The sequence below is a fragment of the Pseudovibrio sp. W74 genome (assembly GCF_001623085.1).
Lineage (GTDB): Bacteria > Pseudomonadota > Alphaproteobacteria > Rhizobiales > Stappiaceae > Pseudovibrio.
Genome location: NZ_LMCJ01000042.1, coordinates 99568 through 111757, shown reverse-complemented (window position 1 = coordinate 111757; position 12190 = coordinate 99568). Strand labels below are relative to the sequence as shown.

General features: G+C 48.5%; 9 protein-coding genes. 8 read left to right on the top strand and 1 reads right to left on the bottom strand.

The window, feature by feature from the left end; genetic code table 11:
* The 8 genes from PsW74_RS19825 to PsW74_RS19790 form a co-directional block, all read left to right on the top strand.
* Positions 1 to 267: hypothetical protein (locus PsW74_RS19825; protein WP_082830650.1), on the top strand; the 267-nt coding region annotated here is incomplete at its 5' end.
* Positions 267 to 1163: a hypothetical protein gene (locus PsW74_RS19820; protein WP_063286977.1), complete on the top strand. Its 897-nt coding sequence runs from the start codon at positions 267 to 269 to the stop codon at positions 1161 to 1163. The genes PsW74_RS19825 and PsW74_RS19820, both read left to right, overlap by 1 nt.
* Complete coding sequence (locus PsW74_RS19815) at positions 1163 to 1675, top strand: hypothetical protein (RefSeq protein ID WP_063286978.1); 513 nt, start codon at positions 1163 to 1165, stop codon at positions 1673 to 1675. The genes PsW74_RS19820 and PsW74_RS19815 overlap by 1 nt, the downstream gene beginning before the upstream one ends.
* 66 nt (positions 1676 to 1741) lie before the next feature.
* Positions 1742 to 3976, top strand: coding sequence for a type VI secretion system tip protein VgrG (locus PsW74_RS19810; RefSeq protein WP_082830641.1), 2235 nt, complete (start codon positions 1742 to 1744; stop codon positions 3974 to 3976).
* Positions 3977 to 3989: 13 nt separating this feature from the next.
* Positions 3990 to 5195 carry a DUF2169 domain-containing protein gene (locus PsW74_RS19805; protein ID WP_082830640.1) on the top strand — a complete coding sequence of 402 codons (1206 nt, stop codon included), beginning with the start codon at positions 3990 to 3992 and terminating at the stop codon, positions 5193 to 5195.
* Between the two features lie 420 nt (positions 5196 to 5615).
* Entirely contained in the window at positions 5616 to 10154 is a 4539-nt protein-coding gene (locus tag PsW74_RS19800) for an RHS repeat-associated core domain-containing protein (RefSeq protein WP_063286980.1), read from the top strand.
* Between the two features lie 11 nt (positions 10155 to 10165).
* The gene (locus PsW74_RS19795) at positions 10166 to 10735 is read left to right on the top strand and encodes a hypothetical protein (protein WP_063286981.1); all 570 of its coding nucleotides are present in this window, start codon (positions 10166 to 10168) and stop codon (positions 10733 to 10735) included.
* Between the two features lie 66 nt (positions 10736 to 10801).
* Positions 10802 to 11131 (top strand): hypothetical protein, encoded by a 330-nt coding sequence (locus tag PsW74_RS19790; protein WP_063286982.1) that lies wholly within the window; start codon positions 10802 to 10804, stop codon positions 11129 to 11131.
* A 456-nt stretch (positions 11132 to 11587) separates the two neighbouring features.
* Here the strand turns inward: PsW74_RS19790 and PsW74_RS19785 are convergent, their stop codons facing one another.
* A complete protein-coding gene (locus tag PsW74_RS19785; RefSeq protein ID WP_063286983.1) occupies positions 11588 to 12085 on the bottom strand; it encodes a GNAT family N-acetyltransferase in 498 nt (165 codons plus the stop codon).
* Between the last annotated feature and the right edge of the window lie 105 nt (positions 12086 to 12190).

The window sequence follows — 12190 nt, the reverse complement described above, 5'->3', positions numbered from 1 at the left end:
AAGCGCGGCTACTTGCGCAGCTTCTTTCGCAGCTTGCTGTGGCGCCGGCGTAAGGTGGAGGCAATTGCTGAAGCTGCACCCAAGGAAACCGATCCGGCAGGCACCGCGCATGTGGTCTTGCAAGGTCGTGACCGGCCTGAGCGCTCGTCAGATGCTCTGCACGAAGATCTGTCCGAAGAGCTGGAGATCCGGGGCTTTCTGGATCAGTTTCCCGGTCACCGCTTGATGGTCAGGCCAGGGGAACAGCCCCACAAGGAGATATTCTGATGGTCTACCCGCTGGCGGAACAGAGACTGGCGCAGCAGCACAGCACAGCTCATGATGTAAATCCGGTTCAGGATGAGGCAATCGCGGTCTCTCTTGAGGCGTTTGCTCAGGCAATCGTGGATGCCCATCAAGGCATGGCGCTTATGACCGGCGGTGCTTTAGATCTGGCCACCTTACCCGGTACATTGCTGGACAGCCGGTCTGGACATCAGCTTTTGAAAGAGATCGGTATTAAGGGGCGTTATTACACAAAGATAGCCAATGGGAAGACCTACGTGATCTTCAAGGGCTATCCTGCAGTGCGCGAAGTTCTTAAGGGGACACGGTATCTGTCGTCCTCTCCAAAGGTTGTTGCTTTTGGAATTGGCCCTGAAGCCATTCGGGCAGGTGGCCGGGCGAACGCGATCATCATGATCACCTGTTATGTGGCTCTGGATATCATGCAGTTCATCATGAGCGATACGCAGCTTTACAGCGAACTGTTTGCCAACATCATTGTCGATGTGGCGATCGGGGCTGTTGCCATTGGGGCTGGTATGGCCGCAGCAGCTGCTGGAGCGCTTCTGGCCGGTGCTATCACGACAGTTGCTATTCCTGCTCTTGCCATTACGGCTGGTGCCATTGTTGTTGGTATGGCTGTCGGCATGGCGCTTGGGCAACTGGACAAGATGTTTGGCCTGCGAGAAAAACTGTCTGCTGCCCTGCGTTGGACTGGTGAGGCTGTTGCGCGCGGCCTTCAGAAAACCGGACAAGTCATTCGTGAAGCACAAGTTTCCATGCGCCAGAAGGTGGAAGAGCTTGAACGCCGCAGCAATCGGTTTTTCTATGATCTGGAACGCGAGACCATCTGGCATTTGGGTGGGCCTGATCTTTACAACCAGATCTACAGGCGGTGATGATGATCAACTGGTACATCAATAAAACCGTTCATTTTGGCCAGTGGATTGGCCGGGATCCGCGCAGAGCACACGGGTTTGCAGCCGCGCTTGATCTTTTGATGGTGTTTTTGGTGTGGAGTACGATCTCTGACTTTCTGTATGCACAGCAGGTCATTGAGCTTGGACAAGATAACTTTGAAATTGCTCATGGCATCCAGGCTTTAGCTCTTGGATCTGTTGCTATCCCCATTGCTCATTTTGTCTTCACGCCCTGGGGCCATCAACGGCTGCAATGGTCCGTAAAGACATATCTCATTCTTATTTTCGGATCGCTTCTGATCTTTGCTATCGCCGGCAATCTATGGGCGCAATCAATTGGGCAAAGAGCGCAAGACGAAGGGTACTTACTCTGCCAGAACGAGTTCTTCGCACCGGCAAAATCCTTCCATACCTATGCGCGTCCAAACACTTTATGTCCCGCTGATGAATGGCATTCCAAACCCTATCCACCGCCAGCGGTGAGGCCCTAACGAGCCCTCCAGACCACTCTCAATACTTGTACGTCCTTTGTTTTTTCCTTTGCCAGTGAGTTTGTTATGAATGCTATTGTCCAAATCCCGCAGCTCTTCCAGGAACAAGATCTGGCCTTCACCTTTGCAGCTCCTGCGCAGCCCAACGCGGAGTTGCTGGTCACCGGGTTCTCGGCAACTGAGCGCCTTAACGGGCTCACGCAGATCCAGATTGAGCTTGCCAGTCCCGACAACGCGCTGGACTTGCACTCCCTGCTGGATACGCCTGCCACACTGACCATTCATCATAAATACGAGGGCCTGCGCCATCTCTCCGGAGTGATTGCTGAGATTGCCCGTGGTAATGAAGGCCATCACCGCACCAGTTACTCGCTCACGCTGCTGCCCAGCCTGCACCGTTTAGCCCACGGCTCTGACTGCCGGATCTTCCAGAAGAAAAGCGTACCTGAGATCGTCAAGATCCTGTTGAAAGAACACGGCGTAGAGGATGTGAAGTGGGATCTGACTGAGCCTCATGAAGCCCGCGAATACTGCGTGCAGTACCGGGAAAGCCACTTAAGCTTCTTAGACCGCATCACGGCAGAAGAAGGCATCTGGTACTACTTCACCTATGGTGCCAATGGCCAGCATACGCTGCAGTTTATTGATAACCCGCAGATTGTCTCGCAGCTGCCGGACCAACCCAAGCTGGAGTACAACGCCATGGCGGGCGGGGCTGTCAAAGGTGTCTATTGCAACAGCTTTGTCCTGCGCGAGCAGCTGCGAGCCACCAGCTTCATGCAGCGCGATTATTCCTTCAAGAACCCGCCTTACAACCAACAACACACCCATCAGCGCGGTGAAGACAACGGCTCTGCCGGAGACTATGCGCTCTATGAATATCCGGGGCGATATAAGGCCGATGGTGTCGGCAAGCCGTTCACAAAACACCGGCTGGAGGCAGCTCGTGTTGAGGCCACCACTGGCCACGGCGCGACCAATGCCATTCACCTGATGGCCGGGCATCAATTCGCCCTCACAGACCACCCGAACAGCGATTACAACATCAAGTATCATTTGCTCACCGTCTCGCATCAGGGCAGCCAGCCACAGGCCGTGGCTGAGGAAGCTGGCAGCGGCACCACCACCTACAGTGCCGGGTTTGAGGTCATGCCCGCGCGCCTGCCATACCGGCCCAAATTGCTTAAAAAGCCATTGGTGGACGGCCCGCAGATCGCCCATGTCACCGGGCCGGAAGGTGAAGAGATTTACTGCGATGAACATGGCCGGGTCAAAGTCTGGTTCCCATGGGATCGTCATGGCCAGAAGAACGACACCTCCTCCTGCTGGATCCGCGTGTCTTCCAACTGGGCCGGCGCCAGCTGGGGCCACATCGCCATCCCCCGCATCGGCCACGAGGTCATCGTAGACTTCCTCGAAGGTGACCCCGACCAGCCAATTATTACGGGACGGACTTATCACAACAACAACAAGTCCCCCTACCAACTGCCGGACCACAAAACCAAGATGGTTATCCGGTCCGACAGCCATAAAGAAGATGGCTACAACGAGATCTCATTTGAGGATGAGGCTGGCAAGCAGAACATTTTCACCCACGCCCAAAAAGACCAAACCATCAAAGTTCTCAATAACCGGGCCAAACGTATTGAGAATAATCAGGTTGAGAGTGTTGGTTCCAACAAGAGCATTGAAATTGGTGGCAACCATCAGGAGAAAATTGGTGGGTCGATGAATATCTCCATTGGTGGAGGATCTGGGGGGGCACTCATGGGAGCACTCGGCGCAGTACTCGCGTCCGGAGGAAGTGATATGCAAACCGGATCAGGCCTGACGGGAGATGCGGGTATCGGTCAGTTTGCAGGTGCTCTTGCAGCTGTTGGAGCGATGGCCGAAGGAGCGTCGCTCGGAAGTAACGCTGGCTTCAACGCTTCAGGAAACCATTTCCTCGAGGCAGGTAAGGAACAGCAGGGAACTGCAGCTGCAATTGGCGGTATGCTCTCCCAGATCATGCCCATGTCCGGAGTAGTCTCATCAGTGATTGAAAAATTTCAGTCCACCACCGTTGGCATGGCCTCCACCGAACAGATTGGCATGATGAAAAACACATCAGTGGGTAATACCGAAACCAAGCAAGTTGGTAAGTTCAAGAAAACTGTAGTTGGTGAGGAATACGTGATCGAAGTGGGCAAATCTAAAATGATCATGCGCAAAGACGGAACGGTGATTATCAAGGGAGTAAAGTTTCTGTTCGATGCCGAAGGGCCATTTATTCAAAAGGGCAAGGTCATAGATCTGAACTGATTGGAGCATCGAAATGACAGTTCAATTAGATAATTACACTCCGTTCCCCAACCTGCGATATTCAGGAACAGACACCGATAATCTGGAATTCGGGGTCTTTATGGTCAAAGTTGCTTGGGATCTTCTGGTTGATGGAAGCTGCGCGATCTCAGCTGAGCAAGAGCCATTTGTCTTTAAGGATGAGTACTATGGAGAGGTGAATGTTTCTTCTGTTCGTTACCCATCTGATTTTGCTCCCTATAAGCCCAAAACAGATTTAGTTCTCAGTGCAACGACATGGGCTCCTGATGGCAAACCCGCCAGCTCCTGGCTAGCAGGTGTTAGGTTCACATCCGCTGACGGGATAGTCAGTGAAAAGGTGCTTAGAGTTTTTGGGCCACGGTTCTGGATTCCAAAATGGAAACGCTCCCTCACTGAAGAGGAAAAACTAAACTGGCGCGAATATAAAAACCTTTTTGTCGGATGGGAACTTAGCGAAGCTAAACCAATAACAAAGCTGCCTATCCGCTATGAATTTGCATATGGAGGAGAGCTATCCAAAGATGCAGATGCCGATGGCGTCCCTGTAAGAGAGGCTTTTGAAAGTAATCCAGTTGGGCGAGGCTATATCGATCCACACTGGAGCGATCATACAGCACCTATGCCAGCTCCTCAGATCGAAGACGCTGACGATCCGATAACTGACCCCTACAGGCAATATACACCGCAAGGTTTCGGTCCCATACCTCCAGCCTGGTTGCCCAGACGGCCACTTGGCGGAACCTATGATGAAGCATGGATAGCAAGCGGTGGTAATTGCTGGCCAGAAGACTATGACTTTGAGTTTCACAACTCCTGCTCTCCTGGCTTGCGTGCTCAAGGACACATTCACAGCGACTTGAAGATAGAGCTCGTGAACTTGCATCCCAGCAAACAGAACTGGCGTATTGATTTTAAAAATATGAGCCCGGTCTGCTTTCTTGAACATGAGAACTTGGATCCAAAGTTCTTGCGAATGAACCTTGATAGTCTCTTCTTGGAAGTCGACGAAGAAAACCTTGAAGATCCAAGGGCGTTCTGCACATGGCGGCTCCTATTTCACCCAACTGAAACATTGGGGATCAAGCTTTTTCTACCAGAAGACGATCTGTCTCAGGAACACCTGGAGGCTATTGAGCTGCCTCCAACACCTGCAGATGTTTGTGTTGCCATGCCTCAGAACATAGGGGGGCAGGATTAGTATGGGTGTACCTCATTCAGCCCGTAAAGACGGCACAAACTACGTTTATTGCAAGGCGCCTGATGTTTGTAAGACCCCAATGGGATCTTCAATGGTGCCAGTACCCTATATGTCTGTTGCTTTCTTCGGAACATCTGCTCGTACATCAAGGACGGTTCGCAATAATGGAAAGCAAGATTTCCAACTTAACAGTAGGGCGACTGTAACGACGGGTCATGAACCGGGCACCGGAAAAGGCGTGAATGTTGCGGGGCATGTCAGCCATTCACATGTAAAAGCCGGACACAAGACAGTTTATTCAGAAGGTTATTCAGTCATACGCGACGGCGATCCCGCACTGATCAATCGTCCCGGCTCCGGGGGAACTGAGCCCCGGCGATCAAGATTTAAGACTACTATAAAGCATATTTAGAGGACATTATGGGTGGAGCATCTGATAACAATGAGGTGGAGGTAACTGACAGTAGTGGCTCGCTGGCAAACCAGTCAAAGGTAAGTGCCAATGCCAGCAATAGTGCGACTGCCGTTGATGCCAGTGCATCAGAGAAGCTAATTTTTGAACTGATTGCTGAAAAAGAAGAAGAGCTAGAGCAACTAAAGAAAGAAGAAAAGCAATTACAAGAAGATTATGCAGCAGCTCAAACTGATTTCGATCGAAGTCAAATCATGGAGGAGCAGAAGCATCTGCAAGCTGATGCTTATGTTGCTGCTTACGAACACAAAGCACTAAGCGACTACGGCTATACGGAATCATTTTCTGATTACATTAGCAATCACCCCCGTGCAGGGGGGGACGATTTTTCTACAGCGCCTGCAGATTTCAGGCTCGATGCTGCTCGCCGTCTTGGCCCTGGTTACATGGCGGAGGCAACAGGGTGGCTCAATATGTTAGAAGTCGGCCCGGAGGATGTGCTTGGCGTTGCAGGACGTGGGCCAAAAATCTTTAAGTGGCTCTCCGCTCTTTTAAAAAAAGGCGGAAAGAAAGCTCTAAGTAAACTTAAAAAACAGACAGAACGTGTTCGTTCTCAGCGCTCAGACCGCACCAAAGCACGAAAAAAACGCAGAAAAAAAAGAAAAGAATGCCAAAAAAAGGGTAACCCAGTTCAAATGCCGACGGGTATGACCATTGCAGAAGATGCAATGTTCTCAATTGCTGGCATTATTCCTATTGTCATTGGGTCAATCTATTACAGTGATTGTCAGCTCAGCACAGCCTTTGGCAATCGACGGATTGGTATGCTGGATGCCTTTATTGAACGTAATAAAAATGGAACACTAACCTATTGGGATGTTGAAAATGATCCTGTCATATTCCCAAATCCGACACCGAATCCAGAGATGTGGTTTGAGAGCGATAGTGTACGTTCGATCCAAATACAACAGGGGCGCCGGCGGTCGCTAATCATACGTGAAGAAGGCAAGTTTCACTATTTTGCCAAGCATAAGAGTGGCAGATGGAATCTGGTTAGAACCGAAGACCGAAACAACAATGCCGTTATCTTTGAGCGTGATGAAGACGGCCATCTACTTACGATAACCAATGTAGAAGGTCTGAAAGTTCGTTTCGAGCACAAGGGCAAATTACGCATTGGAGCCTGGCTTCAGGGGCTTGATGGCGCTGAAAAGAAAGTTATGTCCTGGGGCTACGATGATCGTGGCAACATGGTCAAATCTGAATGCTTGTATGGGAACATCTTTGACTATGGTTATGACCAGAACCTGCATTTGGTTTCCATGCAGCGTAATGGACTTTATCAAGCTAGCTATACTAATGATAAGAAGGGTCGCAAGCTCAGCGTTTCAACGAACGGTCCCTATAATGGTGACCTGTTTGAGTATGATGATCAGCTTCATATTACAACATACCTGCCACAGGGTAATCCTGCTTTTCTTGAGAAATTCTATTACAACGAGTTCGATACCATCACCGCCGAAGCCAATGCGCTTGGTCATATTAAGCGAAGTTTTGAGAATGACTTGGGTTATGTTGAGAAGCAGGTTGATGCGGAAGGTAATGAAACATCTTACACTTACGATGATAATGGCAATATCAAATCAATCACAGACGGTGAAGGACGATCTAGTTTTTATGCCTGGGATGATGATGACAATCTTGAAATCCTAATTGATCCAGAAGGTAACAGCTGGGATTATCACTACGATGAAAAAGGTAATCTGACCGCCATCGAAGATGCGAACCGGTTTCGTTCTGATATTCGCAACAATGATCTGGGCTTGCCGATCGGTATAATGCGCCACGACGGTTTGTTACAGCAGTATGCCTATGATGAGCATCACCGACTAACCGTTCTTTCAGATTTTAATGGTGGCAAGACGAAGTATGAACGTGATGGGTTCGGACGTATCACCCAGATTACTGACGCGCTTGGTGATGCTACACATCTTGAATATAGTGACCAAACTGGGTGGGATTTCTGGCAGGCTTCTAAGGTTATTCGCCCTGATGGCAACACTATTGAATATGTGAGTAAAAAACGCGGGGTCATCACTGTCATAGAAGGGGGCGAGCGGCGCAACACCTATCAATATGATGCATTTGGTAACCTGCTTAAGGTCTGCGATACCATCGGTAATGAGTTGAGTTTCCACTATGACGGCCAAGAACGCATTGACAAGATCACCAACGAGAACGGTTTGGACTGGACTTTTGCGCGGGATGGGGCCGGGCGCATCATCCATGAATGTGATTTTGATGACCAGAGCTTTGAGTATGATTACGATGCAGCGGACAGAGTAATTGAGGTCAGGCGCGACGATGGTGGTCGCACGCTTTATACCTATGACAAATCTGACTTAATCGTTGAAGAGGCTGTTTACGTATCTGGTTCTGTAAAGCCAGATATTGTTTCCTTTGAGTACAATGATCGTGGCCTGCTCGCGAAGGTCACCAATGCAAACTCTATGGTAGAGTATGAGTACAATGCCAATGGTGAAGTGGTCGCTGAAAGCACAGATAGCTTCCGTATCGAAAGTGATATCGATTGCTGCGGTCAACGTTCACAGCGGCGTGTTTTTGATCTGGCGCGAGCAGATCAACCTGAGAGTAGTTCTGCTCTGGACGAAGGCTTAAGCGCTCTTGCCAAAATGCGCGGTGACGTGCCAGTGGCAAAGGTTGGCCAGCAGCTGCAACAAGTGGACTACCTCTATGACCCACTCGGAGGTCTTAAAGAGTTCAAAGTTGGTGGCAAGGAAGGACGTCATGCTCCGCTTAAGTTTACTCGAGATCTCCTGGGCCGTGAGCTAACACGGGCAAGTGCCTCGGGTTTTTCGCTAGCTCAGCAATGGGATGCTCTAGGCCAACTGCAAAGCCAGCAAGCCGGACGTGCGCTGACAGGTGTGCCAGATAAACAGGGCAATCGGATTGCTCCAAATATCTCCATGTCGCGTCAATATGGTTGGAATAAATTTTTTGAACCGACTGATATCAAAGACCAGCGATGGGGAGAAACACAATTCCGCTACGATGCCCGTGGTCAGATTAGTCAGGGATCTTTTTCTGATGGGTTCACGGAGCAATTCTCCTACGATCCAGCTCAGAACGTTTCTGCGGTCACAGAACAATCAAGGCCCCTTACCAGAAGTGAGGGGAGTGAAAAGCAAAGCGGTTATACGCTGTTAGTGCAAGATTATCGCGCTCGCAAAAACGAACAGCATCAGACAGCTAAAGAACTGCTCACGTGGAGATCTTCAAAAGGCGGGAGAGTAGAGCTTGCTCGAGGTACGTTTGGTGAACGTATTGCGTTGGAGTATGACAGCCGGGGGCGTGTTATTAGCAAACTGGTGGAACGCGACGGATTTCGCCCTCAACGTTGGCGCTTCAGCTGGGATGGCCGTGACAGACTGGACTGTATAATTGCTCCGTCAGGCGATAAATGGGCTTATACCTATGACCCGCTTGGTCGCAGGCTAGAGAAGATCAAATACAGCCGCTCGCTCAATAAGAATGGAGAGCAAGGTGACTGGCTGGAAGTGCGCCGAATTTCTACACTTTGGGATGGTGATGTACCCGCCTGGGAAGAAGATTCCGGGGATCGGGTGGAATGGCACTTCGAACCGAACAGTTTTGTGCCTCTGACCCGACAGCAGGGCGATCAGCTTTGCTATGTGGTCACTGACTATCTCGGCACGCCCCGTGAAATCATGAGTGAAACTGGTGTGCCTGTATGGGCCGCAGACCTCACCACATGGGGACAGCTACGTCGCTTGTGGCAAGGCGATAATGATAACATTGCTAGTGATAGAGGACCGTTTCAAGGCTATGATGGTGACGGTAATCCTGTCTACAGCACCAATGTGCATGGAAATGGAAGTCTAGAAGTTTCCGGCTCTCTAGCTCTCAAGGCCTCTGCGGAGCTTGACCCTTATTTTTGTCCTATCCGGTTTCAGGGGCAATGGGCAGACGAAGAAACCGGGCTCTATTACAACCGTTTTCGCTACTATGATCCACAAGCCGCGCAGTATATATCGCCTGATCCGATTGGATTGATCGGAGGAATGAGGAGTAATGGATATGTAGTATCACCAGTCAAATGGCTCGACCCGGTCGGTTTAGAAAGTCGTTTACCAAGCTGGTGGGTTGGAAAACAAGGGCATCAAGGACATCACATTATACCTTGGGAGTTTAGAGATAATCCCTTTCTAAAAAGGCATGGTTTTAACATCAATGATAGAGCAAACCTGATGCACCTGCCAATGTGCAAGGGATTTGGTACTGGAGCTTCGCCTGGCAAAAATGCAGGTACTCATAACGGTTGGAGCGGACAACACAGCGCATACAACCAAGCTGTAGGCGAAGAAATTGGTCAACTACAAGAGAAAGCGACGCGAGAAAAGTGGTCAAAGAGATGTGTCCAAATTGCGATCAGGCAATTACAATTAAAGTATAGAACTATGCTAAGCACCGGAGCATTAAGTTTAGGACCAAATCGATGCAAATAGTGAGGTGATTGATGTATTTTCGTTTAGATTCAAGTTTCAATAATCATCCTCAATCAAGACTTGTTGAAACGGATGATGAACAAGCCTTGGAAGTCGTTTGGGGAAGAAAAAGCGCTTATCATGGAGAATTTAATGCTGACAACTTTCTGGAAGAGATTTCGGTAGAAGATCTTTTGAAGTTAGATTTCTTAAAAACACACTCAGGACTGTTGGTGCTATCACGGAGAATAGTTAATCACATCAACAACCTAAATTTGCAGACAATGGACTTTTATGACTGTGTCCTGAATGCTCATTCAAAAAAAATCAAAGGAGAATTTTTAACGATAAAGAACAACCGCAAGTTAAATATAGTCAATAAAGATGTGACGCCAAATCACTTTTGGCCGTACCTTAAGAAATTTAAGTACGAAAATTATGTAATTACAAAAAAGCAGGATTTTTTATTTGGTTGGGATATTGCGATCCCCACAATGCTTATATGTAGTGAGCAATTTCGTAATATCGTACCAAATTCAATGTTTTCAATTGACTATAAAGAACTTCCTTGTTGCTTCGATGAGGCCAAGAGAAGAAGATAAAGCTTTGGCATTCTGACAGTAATTTTCCGCAAATTAGGGGCTAGAGGCATTGATACGCATAGAAAAATGAGAAAGTATGGGATACCAAACTCTATTTCAGAGTACATAAGTGAACATGAGTTTTGGGAAACCAGTATCGGTGATGCTGAGATAACAATTGAAGGGATAGAGTATAACGGTAAGGATAAAATTTCTTTCCAAGTTTCGATTTCTAATGAGCAAAATGGGCTTAAGTTGGAAACGCAATTACTCGAATATGCGGATAAACAAAATCCTGAGCTCAGCTCTCATTTATTGTCAGATTCCGAGAGTTCAGCATGCGTACTTTGGACGGATGACCAAGTAGTTTTTGAGAAATTTCTTGACCTTGCATTAGCATACCTTGAAAAAAATTAATGCTACTTTGACCGCCTTCTCAGCTGCAATGCTGACAGTCCCTGTGTTTTGCCCCATTCTTCACTCCTGTCGTCGTGATCATGGGCCAAAACACTCTCTTAATCAAATCACCGATCAGTCCATAAGGCGTCGCCGACAAACAGGCAACATAGAGGAGTAAAGCCGGCGCTGTTAGGTCACCTTCACCGGACGCTAACTCAAGCAATAACCAATTGATTTAACGTATTATTTTCTAGGCGCTATGGCTATGGCTATGGCTATGGCTATGGAGTTAAGTAACTCCATCTTCTAAAACGAGTTAATGGCGATTTTGCTGATATTTGCCGCAAAGGTGAAAAAACTAGATTCCAGTAGGTCATTGCTGGAGCAAACAAGGCCAACGGCGACCCCTCGTTTAGTTCTGCCAAGGGTCAAAGTATTACCGAAGTAAAATGCTCGCGTTCAGGCTTTCAAACTCTACGACATCGAAATAGAGGATATTTTTTTACGGTAGCAATGAGTTCTCACATCAAACCGTCGTGTTGTTGTTTCAGGTAACCAAAGTTGGTCCCGAAATGTCCTACTGAGAGACCATCCTTCGCGAATATAAAATTTCTCAGCGCGAGAATTGCCTGCAGTGCAGAAAACCTTAGCTTCTGGAAAGCCTTTGTCTTGAATTTGTTGTTCTGCGCGCGACAGCAACGTTTGGGCAATCCCTGTTCCTCTTGCTTTGCGGAGAACGTAGAGTTTCACTAGTTCATCGCCATTTGCTGAAACAAAACCAAGAACGTCACCATCAACCGCTACCCAGAACTCATCATCGGAGGACTGAAGCCACTTCCGGAAGTACTCAGGAGTTCTGTACTCCAATACACCTTCGGGTACGAGTTGTGCGTGCGCATCATGCCAGCCTTGATGCCATAACTGCACAATGGCGTCATGGTCACTCGAATTAATGCGACGAATGTCAAACATTCAGAAGTCTTTCTAGAAAAATGTTAACTAGGCGAAGTTTTAGCGTAAATCATTGGATAACTGCACTGGGAAAGGCGATGTTAGAATGTAAGTCTTAGGGAGACT

What these genes read in the sequence shown, in the direction of transcription:
- PsW74_RS19820 (WP_063286977.1), top strand. Translation starts at nt 267, where the DNA reads ATGGTCTACCCGCTGGCGGAACAGAGACTGGCGCAGCAGCACAGCACA.
- PsW74_RS19815 (WP_063286978.1), top strand. Translation starts at nt 1,163, where the DNA reads ATGATGATCAACTGGTACATCAATAAAACCGTTCATTTTGGCCAGTGG.
- PsW74_RS19810 (WP_082830641.1), top strand. Translation starts at nt 1,742, where the DNA reads ATGAATGCTATTGTCCAAATCCCGCAGCTCTTCCAGGAACAAGATCTG.
- PsW74_RS19805 (WP_082830640.1), top strand. Translation starts at nt 3,990, where the DNA reads ATGACAGTTCAATTAGATAATTACACTCCGTTCCCCAACCTGCGATAT.
- PsW74_RS19800 (WP_063286980.1), top strand. Translation starts at nt 5,616, where the DNA reads ATGGGTGGAGCATCTGATAACAATGAGGTGGAGGTAACTGACAGTAGT.
- PsW74_RS19795 (WP_063286981.1), top strand. Translation starts at nt 10,166, where the DNA reads ATGTATTTTCGTTTAGATTCAAGTTTCAATAATCATCCTCAATCAAGA.
- PsW74_RS19790 (WP_063286982.1), top strand. Translation starts at nt 10,802, where the DNA reads ATGAGAAAGTATGGGATACCAAACTCTATTTCAGAGTACATAAGTGAA.
- PsW74_RS19785 (WP_063286983.1), bottom strand. Translation starts at nt 12,085, where the DNA reads ATGTTTGACATTCGTCGCATTAATTCGAGTGACCATGACGCCATTGTG.